This is a genomic window from Sulfitobacter sp. (assembly GCF_036960155.1).
In the GTDB taxonomy this organism is placed as follows: Bacteria; Pseudomonadota; Alphaproteobacteria; order Rhodobacterales; family Rhodobacteraceae; genus Sulfitobacter.
Genome location: NZ_JBALWB010000013.1, coordinates 1 through 19,084, shown reverse-complemented (window position 1 = coordinate 19,084; position 19,084 = coordinate 1). Strand labels below are relative to the sequence as shown.

12 protein-coding genes are annotated in these 19,084 nt (G+C 52.6%); 7 read left to right on the top strand and 5 right to left on the bottom strand.

Going from position 1 to position 19,084, the window contains the following annotated elements; translation table 11 throughout:
* Positions 1 to 70: 70 nt before the first annotated feature.
* The 5 genes from V7775_RS20025 to V7775_RS20005 all read right to left on the bottom strand — a co-directional run bounded on the left by V7775_RS20025 (position 71) and on the right by V7775_RS20005 (position 7,771).
* Complete coding sequence (locus tag V7775_RS20025) at positions 71 to 4,057, bottom strand: hypothetical protein (protein ID WP_335753700.1); 3,987 nt, start codon at positions 4,055 to 4,057, stop codon at positions 71 to 73.
* 89 nt (positions 4,058 to 4,146) lie between these two features.
* Positions 4,147 to 4,836, bottom strand: coding sequence for a hypothetical protein (locus V7775_RS20020; RefSeq protein WP_335753699.1), 690 nt, complete (start codon positions 4,834 to 4,836; stop codon positions 4,147 to 4,149).
* Between the two features lie 10 nt (positions 4,837 to 4,846).
* Entirely contained in the window at positions 4,847 to 6,769 is a 1,923-nt protein-coding gene (locus tag V7775_RS20015) for an AAA family ATPase (RefSeq protein ID WP_335753698.1), read from the bottom strand.
* Positions 6,756 to 7,283 (bottom strand): ABC-three component system middle component 5, encoded by a 528-nt coding sequence (locus tag V7775_RS20010; protein ID WP_335753697.1) that lies wholly within the window; start codon positions 7,281 to 7,283, stop codon positions 6,756 to 6,758. Before V7775_RS20010 ends, V7775_RS20015 begins: the two co-directional genes overlap by 14 nt.
* The gene (locus tag V7775_RS20005) at positions 7,283 to 7,771 is read right to left on the bottom strand and encodes an ABC-three component system protein (RefSeq protein WP_335753696.1); all 489 of its coding nucleotides are present in this window, start codon (positions 7,769 to 7,771) and stop codon (positions 7,283 to 7,285) included. Before V7775_RS20005 ends, V7775_RS20010 begins: the two co-directional genes overlap by 1 nt.
* A gap of 376 nt (positions 7,772 to 8,147) precedes the next feature.
* On the opposite strand from V7775_RS20005, the gene V7775_RS20000 reads away from it, so the two are divergent.
* From V7775_RS20000 to V7775_RS19970, 7 genes are all read left to right on the top strand, one after another.
* Positions 8,148 to 10,328, top strand: a complete 2,181-nt coding sequence (locus tag V7775_RS20000) for a ParB/RepB/Spo0J family partition protein (protein WP_335753695.1) — start codon at positions 8,148 to 8,150, stop codon at positions 10,326 to 10,328.
* A gap of 120 nt (positions 10,329 to 10,448) precedes the next feature.
* Positions 10,449 to 10,829: a DUF3768 domain-containing protein gene (locus tag V7775_RS19995; protein WP_335753694.1), complete on the top strand. Its 381-nt coding sequence runs from the start codon at positions 10,449 to 10,451 to the stop codon at positions 10,827 to 10,829.
* A 120-nt stretch (positions 10,830 to 10,949) separates the two neighbouring features.
* On the top strand, positions 10,950 to 11,246 hold the full coding sequence (locus V7775_RS19990) for a hypothetical protein (protein ID WP_335753693.1): 297 nt from the start codon (positions 10,950 to 10,952) through the stop codon (positions 11,244 to 11,246).
* Between the two features lie 82 nt (positions 11,247 to 11,328).
* The gene (locus V7775_RS19985) at positions 11,329 to 15,720 is read left to right on the top strand and encodes a strawberry notch-like NTP hydrolase domain-containing protein (protein ID WP_335753692.1); all 4,392 of its coding nucleotides are present in this window, start codon (positions 11,329 to 11,331) and stop codon (positions 15,718 to 15,720) included.
* Positions 15,717 to 16,745 (top strand): DUF7146 domain-containing protein, encoded by a 1,029-nt coding sequence (locus tag V7775_RS19980; protein ID WP_335753691.1) that lies wholly within the window; start codon positions 15,717 to 15,719, stop codon positions 16,743 to 16,745. Before V7775_RS19985 ends, V7775_RS19980 begins: the two co-directional genes overlap by 4 nt.
* A gap of 317 nt (positions 16,746 to 17,062) precedes the next feature.
* Entirely contained in the window at positions 17,063 to 17,977 is a 915-nt protein-coding gene (locus V7775_RS19975) for a DUF2493 domain-containing protein (RefSeq protein WP_335753690.1), read from the top strand.
* A 514-nt stretch (positions 17,978 to 18,491) separates the two neighbouring features.
* Positions 18,492 to 19,084 (top strand): nucleotide-binding protein (locus V7775_RS19970; RefSeq protein ID WP_335753689.1); only part of this gene is annotated, 593 nt, incomplete at its 3' end.

The following is a 19,084-nucleotide window of genomic DNA, read 5'->3' as shown; positions in this document are numbered from 1 at the left end:
AGTAAAAGTGTAACACTTCCCTGTCGAACAAGTAGGATTGGAATGTGGCTGGTAGAGAGTTCCGAATTGCTCAATCCTCGGAAAATTTCTCTTTCAGCCACTCCATAACTACCTTCCGAATGCGAATAGGCCCAAGATCGTCAAGTGCTGATACTGGTAGTTTTTCGTCTTCGGTTAAATTTAGAAGCCTCTGGGCCAGATGATTTTTGCCGAGTAGTCCTAGCAAGCACTGAGCGGCATCAAAATCGCGGTCAGACAAACCATATGCGCCTAACAACACCAGCGCTCTACTCTGTGACGAATGCGCAATTCGCTCCATGGTTTTTACCACTGCATCAACCTGTCCATGTACTGCCAGTAAAACACTGGAAGACGCGGCTAATGGAGGTGGCAACTGTAGAATGAGTTTAGCACTAATTGCATCAAGAATTTCTTGTTCAACGACCTCTGCCCAGATCAAGGAGTCAACGGCGTCGACGCGAAACCAACTAGGTTGGTCAAGGAAAGATAGTTTCCAAATATTTGAACGGACGTCCGGACTACAACACTGAGCTGCCGTGTTGAGAGCGACAATGCCGAGACCCCTGTCATCAGTGCGTTCCGCAATTTGCAACAATCTTCGGCCAACATCGTCCGGTAAACGCTCATACTTTGCAATGCCAGCTATTGCTCTAGTGGCGATTGGATAAGATGCATGTTCATTATGGTGTGCAGGACTATCCGACCAGTTATCGTCAATGAGATGAAGCAATGTATCGTAATGATTAGAATGTGGCCGGGACGAAATGATGTTAACCAAAGCTCGCCGTACAAGGCTACTTGGATCGTAACACAGGTTCAGCATACTTTGCGGCAAGGGATCGGGAAGTTTGCTCGCGAGGTAGTTGATGGCCACTTCGCGAGCACCTGCGCGAGCATGCTTCAACGCGAGCCAAACCAAATCGTCGTCCTCAATTGCAACTGCAGACTGGGCAGCCGCTTGCGAAAACTGATAGTCAGTTGTTTCAAGAAGCCATCGCCGGATAGTTTTAGCTGGGGTTCCGCCGCTGACAACCATCACAGGTACAATTTCTTTAAGCACACTGGGCCGGACTATTTCGGCAGCATCGCACAGCAAGGATAAGGTCGCTTCTGCCACTTCAGTTGGTGGTTTTTTCTTTGTCGACAAAGCTTCAAATATTTCTATGCCAGCTTCAGAAATCGATAATTTGATCTTATTTAGGAGTCGCTTACGCTTCTTCTTTGGGGAGAGACTATTTGCAGCATGAAAATCAACTAAAAGCTGAACAAATGTCGAAGGTGACTCACAAACTTGTTCGAAACAGCGGATCAATGTGCTTGGCGACTTTGTCATAGCGCAGTAAGCAAGCGACATACGAAGTCTATCATCTTCTGCATTTGAGAGCAGTCGTTGTTCTAAATCTGGAGCTAACTCAGGATGCCAATGCTCACGTGCCGCATCCCACGCACGACTTTCGTATTCGCCAGACCGCGTGGTCGCCATGACTGCACGAAGCTCTTCCACAGAGACCGACCCGGCGGTTTTCGCAATATCATCCGCCCATGCCCTTCCCATCTCGGATACACGGGGATGGCCGCATAAGGATTGCCATTGGCCGAGCGTCCTAATTTGGTTGACATAAGTCTCTACAAAGACACCTGCGGCATATCCGTCATCTTCATGATGTGTTTGATATCCCTCCTCGTGGGCTTCATCACATTCTCCGTCTCTGATTGCTCGCCATTGCTCTTTGCCGTCCTCCTCAAAAAACTTGTTAATTCTCGTCAGTTCCTCTAGCGCCGCATCGAGCACAGGTTCATAGCCTTCCAGATCTCGTACAGCCCCGACGGCAATCGTTCTAACATTTCCATCGAAGCCTGATGTAACTAGCTTTCGTGCCGCAGAGGTAAATGCAGGCGTTAGACCAAGGGCGATCCTGTCGAGTTTGCGAGCAAGGCCATCGCCGAAGCCATCCCGATCCTGCGGTAGTCGTTCACGAACAAATCTGTCTGCAATCACAAAAGATCGCGGGTCGCTGGAAATTCTTTCATACCAATCATCATCGAAGATCGGCGGCATCCACTTCTTCATAAAAAGCTGACCGCCTCTTCGAATGCTCTTGATGAACCACCGAGCGAGTTCCGAAGGATTTGATCTCGTCGTACCGATGTCTGAGGCCAGATGAAGTACAGACCGGAAATCAGCTTGGGGATCGATCAAACTCTCTTCCAACCAACCGTCGATTAGACCACTGCTAATATCGTCAATCTCAAATTCTAAATCAGTATTATTAATATCTGAGAGGAGATCGATGATGGATTTTAAACACCGTGCTGCTGTCTCCATTGACCATTTTTGTTGCGATCCACCAAGCCGGGTCAAGGCGGAGATTAGCGATGCGAAAACAGCTTCGCTACGGCTTAGATTTTCCTTTATGTGGGTTTCAAAACCCGCCTTAACACTTGGATGTGAGAAACTTACTGTTTGACCTGGCTGACGCAAGTGTCGCGTGGCTACCAGACGGTTCACTAGCTTTTCAATGCTATCCGCTAATGGCGGGTCCAATATCCGAAGTTGCCTACTTAGGTTAACTAGCTGATTGCGGTCGAATTGCGATCTTGCAGCGAGTAACGCCCAAACAATTGCTGATGCGCCGGTTGAATCGCTAGAGTCTAGGTAACCCACAACCACATCTTCAACGGCGTCACGATGTGCCAATGCCAAGATACGACGATAGAAGGCTTGATCAGCTTCCTTTGGTTCCGGCCCATCTGCTAGATGTGTAAAAAATAGATCAACTTCGTACGGCGTTTCAAGCGCGTCTAAAGCACCCTTACGAAAGTCCAATGCTTTAGCTTGCAAATTTGTGGGCAATAGCTCGAGACGCTTGTTGTAAATGTTTTTAAGCTCACCATCGCGATATTGATCCGCGTCTAGAACAACGGACCACGGCTTGAGGCCTTTGTCCGCTTTAGCTTGATTAAGCATATCTGTGCGAGAAGTGATGACGAATTGTTGCCCAGCATGCGCGTCTCTCAAGAGTCGGGGGAGCTGATCCGTCCAAATATCGGATCCACCTAGGAGGCTATTTTGTCCCCATGGGTCTTCAATGTAGAAGAGCTTCGGCCCGGTATCAGTAAGCGTTCGTGTGCTCGACGGCCCGTTGTTAACATTTACCTGTATGACTTCTGGGGCTGAAGGTCGCTGCTTTACTTGGTCAACAAGCGCTAGAGCCGCCCATGTCTTGCCTGTTCCTGATGGTCCGGTGACAACCACGGCGTTCTTACGCCGAAGTGTGTTCAATAGGTCATTGAAATTTGTTGGAGGTACAAAAGCCTCAAGTTGCGGAGCGCTCGCTAGATAGCCCCCAAAGCTGCGTATGACATCTAGCAAGTCCTCTCGAGTCCATACGCCTGGAGTGGTGCCACGCATTCGCTGCAATGCTTCTTCTTTCAATCGGTCACGGCAGTCCGCCCTTCGACTCTGCGGAACCCTTAGGAGAGTTGAAAGGATATCACCTATTTCTAAGTCCAAAAATCGTTCTGCGAGACCGCCCCATAACGCAACCCGCCCCTCCGGCGAATGAGGCAAGGTAGACTTCAAGCTGGGTGGGAAAATCCGTTTCTCGGGCCATTCTTCTAAACCACGGACCAATAGGTCTCGTGCTTTTCCTGTCGCATCAGCATTCGAGATCAGTAAATAGCGAGTGTTAGGATCATCTAGATGTTGTCTTGCAGGTCTGCGTCTTTTGCCGTGCTTGAGCAACGTTTTAAACGCTTCTATGGACCAAGGGCCACTATTGCGAAGCTTAACTTGAACGACAAGTTTATAGCCCTCCGTCATATTTGCTTTTGGTTGGACGCGACCAGGAGTCTCTGGTTCGAGGTCTACCTCAAGGTCTTCGTCGTTGGCAGGCTCGAGCGTGATCTGAGTAGCTGATTTCGTGATCAACATTAGCTGAAGGGCCATTAATACCGAAACGTTAAGTTGGTATTCAAAGCCGTCCAATGCTGCCTTGGCGCCTGTTGTAGAGGGCTTTGATGTTGGTATGCTCAAGGCTGGTCACTTTGCGCTGGTGGATTACTTAACATCGACGCCGTACCTCTAATTAACTAGTATCTGTTCTATGGATCATTCAGTTTTAGCTACTGCCAAATCACGCAAAGAACGCGAAATGTAAATGTAAGGCCTGGAATGGCCAAGAGCGTGAACCCCAACAAAAAGCTGCTCAGCACAAAGTAGACAGCTTTTCGCGCCGTGTTGCGATCCAAAGCACTGTAATGGCTGCTCAAGATATCCATCTTAAGTTGCCCATCCTCATCTTTTCGAAGTGCATCAGCAGCCGTTTTGAGGCTTTTTGACCGATCCAACCATGGGGCGCGATCAATCAGGCCTTTGGCCGCGGAAGGCCTGCGATAATTAATGGTTGTGTACATCGATCGAAGATTTCTGGCCGAAACATTATCAATCGTAGAGGTCACATAATCCTTGATGTCCCGAGAGTTTTTGACAACGACCGGCGCAAAAAAGCGAAATGCAATGGTTCCTACCCCGAGGCATAGAAGGCCAAGATAGAGGAGGTTCAAGCGAGTTGAGAATGCCATCCACGGACCACAAACATCTTGATTTACTTGAGTTTCAAGTAAACCTCCCATGCCCCCAAGGTAATTCCCAATCTCAGTATGATACAGAACCATATATCCTACGAAAGGTGTCGACATTGATAGGGTTGCTGGAACACTTTGCCCAAAGCCTCGCAAGAGATGCCAGTTTACTGTCTTCTGCCACCATCCTTCAGGCTTCCATTCTGAATTGGTAGTACCATTCAACGCCATGCTTAATGCCTCACCGTGTCTGTAGCTGCAAAGTTCTATTTTCATGAGTGTAGAAATCACCAACGGTAATTTCGGGTCGGTCGAGTTCTGCAGCAATCATAGACGTTGCAATAATGATCTGGTTTTTGGAGGTCGCCGCAAAGGACTTTTCGTGAAGAATTCGTTGGAAGTTTCTACTACGTTCTGGCTCCATACCTTTGTCCTCAATTGTGTCCATCAACAAGAACCTAGGATGAGAAAATGCAGCTGAATTTGCCGCTGCTATGGCAAGAGATGCGATAAAACTGTTTCTTAGATAAACCATAGAACTCGCCGAAAAATACGACTCATCGTTTACGTTCAGCCGATCGCCGTCGAATTCAAATCCAACGGTACTTGCGTTAGTAAAAGTCGACTGACGCTCAAGGTCACGCCTAAGAAAATCAAGCACCTCATTTTCAACGGATTGGCGCGCTCTAGATATTTGCTCTCGATTGAGGCGTTCGGTAACTCCAATCGTGGTCTTTACGCGGTCAATCTGGCGTTGCAACTCATCTCGTCGATCTTGGGCCTCGGCTAGCTCCGCAATTACAGACTTTCGAGTTGCCAACTCTTCGAGCTGGCGCTGCGAATACCCTGCATCACGATTGAGCTTTCTAAGCCGGGTTCGGAGTTCTGTCGTGGGGCTCCTCACTGCTACGGTGTAGTGCCTGCCCGCCTGTTCCCAAAGCTCTGTTTTTGTTGTGAGCGCTGCCTTCAGATCTGTAATCTTCTGATGACGAGAGGCTTGTAGACTAAGTGAACTTTCCCTTTGGCGGGCATATTCGTTGATGAGACGGAGCGCTCTTTCCTTAGTCTTTTCGTGATCTGTCGCTTGCTTGCAAAGCGAACAGGCTCCCTCAACTTCCATCTCAGTAACGGGTGCAAAACAAGCTGGGCAAAACTCGAAAGCAAGGGCATTTAGTTCATCAACTATGACCTTAGATTCGTGCAGCGCATCAAGTTTGCTTGAAAGCGAAGCGATGAATTCATCTGAGTCCGCGGCATCTAGCTCGACGCTCCGTAAATCATTGTTGATCTGGGCTATCTCTGCCTGCAGTGCTTGAAGCTGGGAAAAGGTTTCATTTTGATCATTCAAAGTGAGTCTATCTTCGAACTGAGACGAGAAGATTTTCTCCTCAACTTCCTCAATTTTCTGGTTCAGTTCCGTTAGCTCGCGTTCAAGTCGCTTTTGTTCAGCAATTAGCCATTCTGATGTTAATGGGTTTCCATCACGCCCGTGGGTCCGCATTAAAAGTCCGATCCGGTCGATCACAACCTTGATCTCGGCGTCAAGCGCTTTGAGACTGAGGCGTGCAGCGTAGTAATCTTGGCTAAACGCACCGATGATCAGATCACCAACAGTTTGCCGCGTGATGGCATCATCAAACGGCTGACTTCGGAATATCTTCTCGACCGAGCTCAGCTGATCAGAGTACATCAGTCGAAGGATTTGGTTCATAGTAATTTTGGTATTGGTCTCGCCATATTGCACTTCAGGCAGACCTAAGAGGCGAAACATAACTTGGGTAAAGCTCTCCGAGCCTCCCCTTCGAAACGTATATCGTTCCCAGCCCGCATCGGCGCTTAACTTTGCTTGCTCGGCCGGCCCAAAAAAGATTCGCATCGGTTGCGATGATTTGCGCTCTACTTCACGCCTAAGCGTGATCTCTTTTCCGTTCAACTTGACGCCAAGCATAACAGCGTCACACAACAGTGCAGATTCACGCCATTGATTTTCAAGAAGATCGCCTCCCAACCCGTAGAAGATGAAGTCCATAATTGTCGACTTACCGGAGCTGTTTTCTCCACGGATAATATTCAGGCCTGAGTGAAAGCTTTCATCAAAAACCTGATTTCCACGCCGAAAGACCGTCAGTGAAGAAACCTCTAGATTGGGATTAAACATTGTCATAACTGAACTCACCTAATCGGGTTCTTGCAAAAATGCCATTTGGGCCATGAACTTCCATTTGAGGAAACTTCGTAGCCAAGAAGTAAACCAGATCAGAGTTCTTTTCTTTGAAAACTCGGACTGGCTCGAATAGTCGACCTTTTAAAAAACTAGGCAATAGTCTTACCTTTTGGCTCTTTAGGATGTCTGCATCTATCATGTTAGCGCCAGCCAGCGCACTTACTGCAGCAGCTTGGATTACTTCCATTCGTTCGAAAATTAAACGCTCGTTTGGAACCTGGTCATAGCTGTTCGGAGGGTACATCTTAACAAGAGCATTTCTATCTTTTGCAAATCCCGGCACCTTTCGTGGTGCCTTCACATCTTGAAGGTACCACGGAAAACATAGAAAGAAATCAGCCGCTCGGGCTGTTCTGTAAGGAAGAGTCATATCTTCAGCAGAGCTCAACAACACCAAGTAACGAAAGACCGTATGATAGGGATCATAGGTCGATGTGTAGGATAGTGAAAACATCACTTCCACCTCACAAAACAGCGCTCTGCAAGCCAATAAATCATGCCGCGCACATGCGCGTGGTTAATCGTAAAGTGTTCAAAGCCATCACCCATATCGCTAAGTGTCGGAAGGATAATTTTGTTCTCAATAATCTCATCGACCTTTCGTCGGTCCATGTCTGCATCTGTCATATGTGGTGTGATGTGATGTTCAAAAACGTCATTAATTCTTGCGAGGAAAAGAGCAAAAATTCGCTGTGCAGACGGATAGTGCTGTAGCCGCAAGAGAAGCTTTGCAAATAGTTCCTTTTTTTGCTCAGCGCTCTCATACTCATCTATTCGGTCAGCATATTCGAGCTTTGCCTTTAGACCCACGATATCTGCAGTCGAACGATGGTCTTGGAACATTTGCAGATCATCGATGAAGCCTTCAAATGCCGGATCACCACTGCTGATTTCATCGCCAAGGCGCCTTAATAGGCTGGGAATCTGAGAACTGTTTGTCAAAAAATGGATCCAACGAAATCTATGTGGAAAATACACTGCGGTAACAACCTATAGTATAACCGTCCGCGCGAAGGTTGCCATCACTTTTGGCAGAAGCCAATTGATTTCACTAGAACATGAGAGCCCAAATCAACTTTCTAGACTCGATTTCTAGGTTCGACCCAAGCCAATCCAGAAAGGATTGTATTAGTCATAACCTATTAGTGCGGCTGAGCAATTCAACGTAATCTGGAAATCGCCGTGTTAGGGCAGTGCAAATCTCATGAATGTCGCTTCCATACATAGGTCAATGAGAGCCAGAGAAAGGGAAGCCCGATTGCCGGGCTTGAAAGGATAGAGAGAGTCTCATCCGGGCCCGTTCAAAAGGACGAAACCCATGGCAAAATCCCAAACCAAAGTGAAAACCACGAAGCCGCCGGTGGCCGCCAAAGCTGCTGACGCCGCCACGACCGTGATCGCAATGACGCAAGACCTCCGCATGATCCCGCTCGATCAGCTGGAACTTAGCCCGCTAAATGTGCGCAAAGTTGCGGCGAGTGCGAGCGACGACGCAGAACTCCTCGCCAGCATTCGCGAAAACGGCATCAAACAAAACCTTGTTGTCCATGCGCTAACTGACGGGAAATTCGCAGTGGATGCAGGTGGCCGTCGCTTGAAGGCGCTCAAGCAGCTGGCGAGTGATGGTGTCATCCCGAACGATCACCCTGTCTCTTGTTTGGTCGAAGACGAGCAAAATGCGATTGTCACTTCGACAACAGAAAACCTCCAGCGCGCGGCGATGCATCCAGCAGATCAGTTTGAGGCTTTTGCCCAGATGATTGCCGAGGGCCGCAAGGAAGACGACATTGCTCTGAAATTTGGTGTCAGTGTTGATCTCGTGCGCCGCCGCCTCAAGCTGGCCCGCATTGCGCCTGAGCTGATTGAGCAGTTCCGCGCTGGTGAAATGACACTTGAATGCGTCATGGCATTCACGTTGACGGACGATCATGATCGTCAGATGACTGTTTGGAACGCGGTGAAAGACAGCTACCACATTCATCCACAGTCCATCAAACGTCAGCTGATTGAGACCGCACATTCTGCCAGTTCCAGCATCGGGCGCTTTGTCGGCATCAAGGCCTATGAAGCTGCAGGTGGTGTTCTGTTGCGGGACCTTTTCGATGACAATGCCGCAGCACATATGGAGAACCCTGAGCTTCTGGAGCGTCTTGCCATCGAAAAGTTGCAGGACGCGGCCAAGACTTATGATGCCGATTGGAAATGGGTCGAAGTGCATCTTGCCGTCGACTATGGCGCGTTTCGCAGTTTTGGGCGCGTTTATCCGCAAGAAATCGAACCGGATGCTGATCTGCTCGCGGAGGAAAACAACTTGATAGCCCGCGAAGAAGAATTGGCGCTGGCCAATGACGGCGCGGACTGGGCTGACGCTGAAGCAGATGAGTATCACGCCATCGAGCCTCGGCTTCGTGAAATCGAAGCACTGCAAAAGGCGCGCCAGCCCTACGCTGCTGCGGATCAAGCGATCTCAGGGTGTGTCGTAACGATTGGTCATGATGGCACGTTGCGGGTTGAAAAAGGGTTGGTGCGCCCTGACGACATTCCCGTGGTTCAAGAAGATGCCAAAGATGCGGCAGATGATCGCAATCAGGCTTCAATCACCCGTCCGAACGTCACACCACCGACGTCATCAGCGCCAGTGCCGGTTTCAGATCCAGCGACAACACTGCGCAAGGCAGATGGTATCTCAGCAAGCCTTGCAGATGATCTGCGCGCCTCGCGCCAGCATATTTTGCGCGCACATTTGGCCGCAGATTACGATGTGGCGTTTGACGCAATGCTCTATGCGCTTTGCGAACAAGCGCTGTCTCGGTCCTACGGTACGGAAGCGCTCAACATCTCGATCAGCCCGTTTCTGACCCAAAACCGTGAGGCCTTACACGCTGACACAGTCGCGCAGAAGATGCTCGATGCATTGGAACAAGATCTTGCGGTCGAGTGGATGACCCTTGAAAAGCCTGATGATTTTCGGGCGATGTCAGCGCTCTCCCTGCCCCAAAAGCAATCCTTGTTCGCTTGGGCAGTGGGTCTGGCGGTCAAACCGCAGCTTCTGTCAGATAACCACCCTACCCCGATCATCGAGGAAATTGGTGCGCGTCTGGACGTCGATGTCGCCGCCTGTTGGCGCCCGACAGCTTCGACATACTGGGGCCGGGTCAACAAAGGGCATGCAGTTTCAATGGCCCGTAAACTTGTTGGCGACGACTATGCCGAAGAGCGCAGCAGAGAACGCAAAGGCGATATTGCGGCCGCGATGGAACGCGCATTCGCTGAACAGGCGGCTGAAACGGAAGGGTTTGACGCGGCCGTGGCCTCCAAGACGGCACGCTGGCTTCCTGAAGGCATGGCGTTCCAAGGCTTTGGAAATGCTTCAGAGACGTTCAGCGCCCCAGACAATGCCGCCGCTACGCCAGCGGAGGTTGCAGATGTAACAACCTCAAGTGCTGAAGATGCCGCGCCAGACGCCTTGCCAGCGTTCTTGAACGAAACTGCTGCCTAGCCTTCCAAATTGACGACAACAGCGTCCAATTGGGCCGTCCTTGTGAAAAGGGCAGCCCTTTCCGACCGGCGGGTGCCTCAGGCTGAAATTGGTTCAGCTCGCTCGCAACGGAGACGATCCATGACAACTGTATTGCAAACCAACCCGACAACTGAAGCCGCAACCATCGCTGCCCAAAACGACGCGTTCCGCAAATCGATCATGTTCTTCAACGACACCGAAGATACGCCAAAAGGGCAGTTCGTAATGACCTCAGGCGTATCTGTCATGGGATCAGATGCCCGCCTTTATGCCACCCGCCAAGTGGCTGCGTTTGAGGCCTTCACGCCCGACAATGACCCTTACGGGTGGCACGAATTTGGCGCAGTCGAGGTCTTTGGCACAACGATCTGGTTCAAAGTTGATCTGTACGACGTCAATTATAAAATGGGGTCAGATGCGCCAACTGATCCAGAGCAGACGCGCCGCGTTCTGACGTTGCTTTTGCCGTCGGAATACTGACGCCCCCTCCCCTCCTGTTTGATCGATCCTTAGGCCGCTCTCTGATTGAGGGCGGCCTTTTCCTGCTGGCGGATTTCAACGCGCGAGATTGTCTCAGCAGCCGTCATAGGAGGCCACAAAATGGCACAAACACGCGATTATCAGATCACTCTTTATCCAGCGCATCGCGAAGGCGCATTTGTCGTGACCAAGTTCACGATGATGGACAGCTACCCCGAAAAACGGCTGCAAGCTGCGGGAATGGACGACCTCATCGCGCAGGTCACCCATTTTGCGATGGAGCATGGTGAAGGATGCCGGGCTTCGGTGCGGTGTATCGCTGCCCGAAAGCCGCCGGGCTTCAAGAAGGCGACCGAGGACCTCTATTTCAACCTCGAGGACCGCGCTGCTGAGAAGTCCAGCCGCTCCGTCGCCTGACATTCCTGAAACCCCAAATATCAGGCGATCCGGATGTGCTGGATCGCCTCCTTTTCCTGTTATGAAACATTGGAGACACAACATGAATGCTCAACCTAAAACGGCTGCGCTTATCAACACTATTCCCGCTCATCCGCCTGCCTCCGTGACGGCGCATCGCTTAGTTTCCGCGGCAAACAGCCTTCTGCCGCATTTTGAAACTGGCAAACCCATCGATGCCAAAACGCTTCGTACGGCGATGGAGGATGCCTTCGACGCAAGTGACACGAGCGGCGCATGGGTCTGGAAGGACGCCTTTGATGCCGTCGAGATCGCACAGATCATGATGATCATGCGCTACGGCGCATTGATGCGAAAGCAGGCCGCATCGCCAGCCCAATTTCTCAGCATGGTTGAACGCCTTTCCGCGCTTGCGCCCCCACACACGCGACGCTCGGAAGACAGCGTTCGTTTGCAGCAGTTTTCGACCCCCCTGCCCATCGCGGCGATTGTTGCTAAGGCCGCAGGGTTTCGCCCATCTGACTTTGTTCTTGAGCCATCTGCAGGCACTGGAATGCTTGCCGTTTTCGCGCAGATTGCAGGCGCAGGGCTTGCCTTGAACGAACTTGCTGAAACGCGGCGCGAGGTGTTGCGTGCTCTTTTTAAGAATGCTCCGATATCTGATCACGATGCCGCGTCCATCGACGACAGGCTTGATCGCACGATTACACCCTCTGTCATCGTCATGAACCCACCGTTCTCTGCCGCCCAACATGTCGAGGGCAAGTTCCGCAAAGCAACCGGTCAGCACGTTCTATCAGCCTTGGCACGGCTTGCGCCCGCCGGACGACTTGTTGTGATCACAGGCGAAAGCTTCGCACCTAAAACCAAAAGCCATCAGTCGACCTTCAGAAGCATTGGCGAAGTCGCCGGCGTTGTCTTTTCGGCAGCTATTGCTGGAAAGGTGTTCGCACGGCACGGCACGAGCATCGATACGAGACTGACTGTCATCGACAAGAAAAGCGCGGGCGACGACGTCGCAAAGATTGACGCCGAGGACGTCTATCATCCGCTGTGCGAAACGACTGGTGATCTGTTGGCCGCTGTTTTGGCCCATTGCCCGCGCCGTGCCGATGGCTTGCCCCCCTGCCCTCCTGGCGTGGGTCAGATCGCCCCAAAGCCTGCGACGCAGCTCAATCTGCATGCGCTGCGCAATGCTGCCCGCCAAGAAACCCGAGACCTTGCAGCAGAGCGCGCCAAACATCCGTTCGATAGCGTCGATGCCTGTCCGCTTGTGTATCAACCAAAGGAGTGGACAGATCCCCAAGGCGCTTTGCAGGATGCCGTCTACGAGGATTATGCGCTTCAAGCCTTCCAAATTGAGGGAGCAGCCACGCACCCCACATCACTTGTGCAGTCAGCCGCAATGGCGTCCGTTCCGCCGCCGCTGCCCGACTATCAACCTCTTTTGCCCTCGTCGCTAATGCGAGATGGCGTTTTATCCGCACCGCAACTGGAAAGCGTCATTTATGCGGGCCACGCTCACGCCTGCCATCTCAAGGGCTGGTTCAAGCCGAGCGAGATTGCAGGCCAGCTTGTTGCGGCCGCTGAAGATGATGAAGGGGCCTTTCGGCTGCGCAAAGGCTGGTTCCTCGGGGATGGCACCGGTTGTGGCAAAGGACGGCAAGTCGCGGGCATAATCGTCGACAATTGGCTGCGTGGCCGCAAACGCGCTGTTTGGGTCTCCAAGAGTGATAAGCTCATTGAGGACGCCAGACGTGATTGGATGGCCGTCGGCGGTCGGGACAGCGATATCGTGCCGTTGTCCAAGTTCCGCCAAGGTAGCGACATTCGACTGGCTGAGGGCATCTTGTTTGTCACCTATGCCACGCTGCGATCAGCCGAGCGTGAAGGCAAAGCCTCTCGTCTTGATCAGGTTATCGCATGGCTCGGTGAAGGTTTTGACGGCGTCATCGCATTCGATGAAAGTCACGCGGTGGCAAATGCCGCAGGTGAGAAATCTGCGCGCGGAGACAAGAAGGCGTCACAACAGGGCCTTGCTGGCCTCGCATTACAGAACGCCGTTCCCGATGCGCGCATCCTCTACGTCTCCGCCACTGGCGCAACCGTCGTCGGCAACCTCGCCTACGCGTCCCGTCTTGGCCTTTGGGGCACGGGCGATTTTCCCTTCGTGACCCAAGCCGAATTCGTCTCCTCAATGGAAGCAGGTGGCATTGCCGCTATGGAGATGATCTCGCGCGACCTCAAAGCACTTGGGCTCTATTTCGCGCGCTCGCTGTCCTATTCCGGCGTGGAATACGACATGTTGGTTCATGATCTGACGCCAGCTCAGGTCGCGATTTATAACAGTTATGCTGACGCGTTTCAGATCATTCACAACAATCTCGAAGCAGCGCTTGAGGCATCCGGCATCTCGTCTGATGGCGGTACATTGAACCCACAAGCGAAATCCGCTGCGCGATCAGCCTTTGAAAGCAATAAACAACGCTTTTTCAATCACTTAATCACCGCCATGAAATGTCCATCGCTGATCAAGGCCATTGAGGCAGATCTCGTGGCAGGCCATGCCGCCGTCGTACAAGTCGTCTCCACCAGCGAAGCGCTGATGGAACGTCGTCTTGATGAAATCCCACCTTCTGAATGGCACGATCTGCAGGTCGACATCACGCCCAGGGAATATGTGATGGATTATTTAGCGCATTCCTTCCCGACACAGCTGTTTGAGCCCTATACCGATGAGAACGGTAATCTGCGATCCCGTCCCGCGGTTGATGCGGATGGCACGCCGATCATCTGTCGCGAGGCTGAGCAGCGGCGCGATGCCCTCATCGAACACCTTGGGTCATTGGCACCTGTCCAAGGCGCGCTGGATCAAATCCTATGGCATTTCAGCGGGGATGTCGTGGCAGAGGTCACGGGGCGCAAGCGCCGGATTGTGCGGACAACTGAGGGGCGCCTAAAGGTCGAGAATAGGCCTGCCTCCTCCAACCTCGGCGAAACCCAAGCTTTCATGGATGATACCAAGCGCATTCTGGTATTTTCAGACGCGGGCGGCACGGGGCGCTCCTATCATGCGGATCTTGGTGCTCAGAACCAGCGCTTGCGCGTGCACTATCTGTTGGAGCCCGGCTGGAAAGCTGACAACGCCATTCAGGGTCTTGGCCGCACCAACAGAACCAATCAAGCGCAGCCGCCGCTGTTTCGCCCCGTTGCCACAAACGTCAAAGGTGAGAAGCGGTTCTTGTCCACAATTGCCCGTCGCCTCGATACGCTTGGTGCGATCACGAAGGGGCAACGTGAGACCGGCGGACAGAACATGTTCCGTGCTGAGGACAATCTTGAAAGCCCCTATGCGCGCGCGGCACTACGTCAGTTCTTTTACAAGCTGCGGGCAGGTAAGATTGATGCCTGCTCCTACGCGCGGTTTCAGGAGATGACGGGTCTGACCCTAGATGACGCAGATGGCTGCATGAAGGAGGTCCTGCCGCCCATCCAGCAATTCCTCAATCGGTGTCTGGCTCTCAAGATCAGCATGCAGGACGCAATCTTTGATGCCTTTGGTGAATTTCTGGCTGCGATCATCGAAGATGCGCGACAGGCGGGCACACTTGATGTCGGTCTTGAAACCCTACGGGCCGAGCGCTTTGAGATCATCGACCGCAAAGTCATATTTGAGCATGAGGCGACGGGGGCAACGGCCACAGCGCTGACGGTCGAGCGGACTGATCGCAACGCGCCGCTAACGCTCACCAAGGTCAAGTCTATTTGCGCCGCTATGTCTGATGCGAAGCTCTATTGGAACGCCACGTCGAAGCGTGCGGGTCTGATGACGAATGCGCCCGCCTTCATGGACGAGGACGGTGTCCCGATCCGGCGGATCAAATTGCTGCGTCCAATGACCTATGATCTGTTCGAACTGGGTGAGTTTATCAAATCAAACTGGCAGGAAGTCGATGATGCTAACTTTGAGCAGCTTTGGCAGGCTGAGGTCGACGCCGTGCCGGAGTTCACAACATCCAAAATCACGCTAATCTGCGGCTTGCTTTTGCCGATCTGGGATCGCCTGCCCGCCGACAATATGCGGATCTATCGTTTGCAGACGGAGGATGGCGAACGCGCTATCGGGCGGTTGGTCTCGCAGGAGCAGCTGATCAACGTTTATGCGCGACTTGGTCTTGATGCGGACATCCAGATGGCCCCAGACGAAATCCTACGCGCCGTTATGGAGACCCGTGCCACCCTCAGCCTTGTAAACGGGTTCCAACTCCGCCGCTCGCTTGTCATGGGCCAACCACGGCTTGAATTAATCGGTGCCACGGGTGCGATACTCGCCGAGTTGAAAACCATGGGCTGCTTTACTGAAGTGATCCAATGGAAGACACGTGTGTTTCTTCCAACAGAAGCAGTTGATGTTTTGGCGCCACTTCTGTCGCGCTTCCCCGTTGGCACGGCTGTGGATGGCGCGGCGCAATGACGAGGGATGTCTCGCTTGCTGAAATTTCAACAGACCTTGGGACGCGTGCAGAGAGTTTCTGCCGCGCCTACTTCTCAGAAGGCTGTCGCCAGGGCGATTATTGGCAGGTTGGCGACACGTCTGGTGCAGCGGGCCGCAGCCTCGTCATCCGCTTGCTGGCTCAAGACGGACGCAAAGCAGGTGGCTGGATAGATTATGCCACAGGTGAATTTGGTGATCTCATTGATCTGCTGCATGCCAAACTCGGATCAACCTCTTTCAAAGAAACCATCACCGAGGCTCAACATTTTTTGGGCATTACACCCATCTCTGCCAACCGCGCGCCAAGGCGGACCTTGAAAAGCCCTGCAGCATCCAACACGTCGCGAATGGTGTCTGCACGCAAGCTCTTTGCCGCTGGCGGACCTGTCTTGGGCACCTTGGCCGCCGCTTATCTGCACCAGCGCGGCATCGCACGCTTCGGGCCGGCTTTGCGCTATCATACTCGGGTCTACTTTCGTGGCGCGGACACTGGCCCAGATCAGCCAAGTTACGCCCCTGCCCTTCTGGCAAAAATCACAGATAATCAGGGCAACATCACGGGATGCGCCCGGACGTATCTCGACCCGAACACCGGCCGCATTGCAGATCTGAGCAACCCGAAACGGATACTGGGCCAACTTCATGGCAATGCCGTTCGGTTTTGGTCCGCGTCAGATTCCGTTGATCTGATCGTCGGCGAAGGTCTGGAGAATACACTGTCAGTTGGCACCGCCCTGCCCGAGTTCAACCTCGCGTCCTGTCTGACAGCCACGCATCTTGGCCTCTTCATTCCACCGTCAGGTATCAAGCGCATCTGGATTGCGCGCGACAACGATGCGGCAGGGGAACGCGCCGCGCACATTCTGTCGGCCAAACTGGGCACGGTCGGCATTGAGTGTCGGTGTCTCGTGCCAAAGCTTGGCGATTTCAACGAAGATTTGCTGGCTTTTGGCAAGGACACGCTTCGCCGCACTTTGCTCTTGGCCATGAAAAAGGAAGGTTGATCGCATTGGGCAGAAAACCTGAACATCGGGTTCGGTCGCTTCCAGTGGCAGACGTTCCAAGAGGTTCAATCTGATCCCGTTTGGATAAGGGGAGCGATGGGCCTACGGGTCGGAGCTGAGTGCTCCTCGTCCAAACCGCAATGCGCCCCCATAAGAAAATTCCCCTGCCCCTCTAGTGGGGCATTCCTCGCGGGCCAATTTTCTGCCGTGGCCGCATTCTCCGCTGCGCTGCGATCCCAAAAGGATGCGGTCCGGTCGCCGTCGGCCCTGTTATCGCCCCATCCAAATCGGGTCAGATCAAACAGAGGAACAAGACCATGCCCCTTCAAGACAAAACCAACCCCGAAGACAGCGGCCTCACGTCCGCAATCCTAGACCACCTCGCTCTTCATGGCGCAAAGCCAGGACCAGATGAAATCGATCATCGCCCCGTGCCCCAGCCAAATCAGGTCGAACTCGCCATGGCGACGCTCTTTGACACCACCGTCAGCCTGCTCGACGACAGCCAATTGGAAGACAACCTCGAAGAAATGCTCTGGTCCCTTACCTCGCTGTTTCATCGCCGCCTCACACATCTGCAAAGGCGTCTTGATGACAATGAATGCGAGATCCGCGACAGCATGAGCGCACAGGACGGGTCAGAGGTTGCTTCGGTCGAGCTGGAACGTCTGCAAATGATTGGATTGAAGCTCTGGGACCATCGCGACGCCTTCGAGCAGATGCGCGATCTGGCTTGTGACCATTTCTCTGCAGCGACAGGTTCGCCTTGGATGCCCCGCACCGGATCGAAAGTCTCGCACAGAGGTCTGACATCTGCTGTTGTGGACAGTCGGGCGTTTCTTTCGGCCAAGCGCCGCAAAGAGATCGAAGTGCATTGCCCGGAAGGCACCCGTATTGCTTTCTCAGGTGGGGACTACCAAGCCTACGATCTCATCTGGTCAGTCCTCGATGCCACGCATCAAAAATACCCCGATATGGTTCTGCTGCATGGAGGGACTCCCAAAGGTGCAGAGATGATCGCAGCACGGTGGGCAGATGCACGTGGCGTGACGCAGGTGGTGTTCAAGCCTGACTGGAAAAGCCACGGCAAAGCAGCACCTTTCAAGCGCAACGACAAGATGCTGGAAATCCTGCCTCAGGGTTTGATCGCAACGCCAGGGTCAGGGATCACCGAGAATATCGTTGATAAAGCGCGCAAGCTGGGGATCCGAGTAAAACGGATTGGGGCCTAGGGGGTGATGAGTGGTGCGTTTGCTCCCCTATCCCATCGAAGTGAGACAGAGAATCGGCGGGCCGATTCTTGGTATTTGGGTGTTGATCGCGTTCAATCTGATGAAATTGAATCCAGATCCTGCGAAATTCGACGCGCGCGTTTTCAAACAGCGATCGCATCTTTGCGGTACTCCGCTTAGTGGCGGGTGATTGATCGCTGGTCTGACGCCAGTCCCAGATAGCATAGTTTCTTGACAGCCGTGCAAGTCTAATAACGATATATAAAACAATAAGTTACGCGGACTTTACGCCTCAGCGATCCGATGCGCTGAACATTTCCATTCAGATAGACATGCCAGATTTAGTGGATGCCCAATTGCTTTCCACCTTCTGTAGCGGACCAAACAAGCCTATCCTAACGACTACGCCCGCCGATGCTGTAAGAGAAAATCGTTGTGGATAAGTCATTTCCGCGCTAAGTCACAGTTTAACGAGATAAATCGCGCAAAAAGCGATATTAGGCGAGGCGGCAACATGGGATCAGCACCATTCAAAGGCGATGCAGGGAGTATTCCCTTTGATGAGATCATCCTTCAGCAGGGTGAGCTGATCTCTGATAGACTCAATATATTGCGTCAGGAGCAGTATCCACCCGATGCTCAAAAGGGTTTGCGCCAGTTTTCTCTGGCCGAAGTCGCATATTTCCTCGGTGTTACACAGTCTACTATCAAAAAACTGCACCTTGAGGGCAAGGGCCCTGCACCAGAGACGTCTTCTTCCGGTCGCCGTTCCTACTCAGCAGCACAGATGCTGGAGTTACGTGCCTATTTGGATGCAAACGGGCGGCCTGGTAAGAGGCGCTATCTGCCAGGACGCGGAGAAGGTGATGAGCTTCACGTGATTTCGGTGGTCAACTTCAAAGGCGGTTCAGGTAAAACAACCACTGCCGCGCACCTTGCTCAGCACCTCGCTCTCAAAGGGCATCGGGTATTAGCGATCGATCTTGATCCGCAAGCTTCGCTAACGGCTCTACATGGCATTCAGCCCGAATTAGACTCTGTTTCATCGCTGTATGAAACACTTCGGTACGACGATGAGCGCCGACCGATCAGCACGGTTATTCGGCC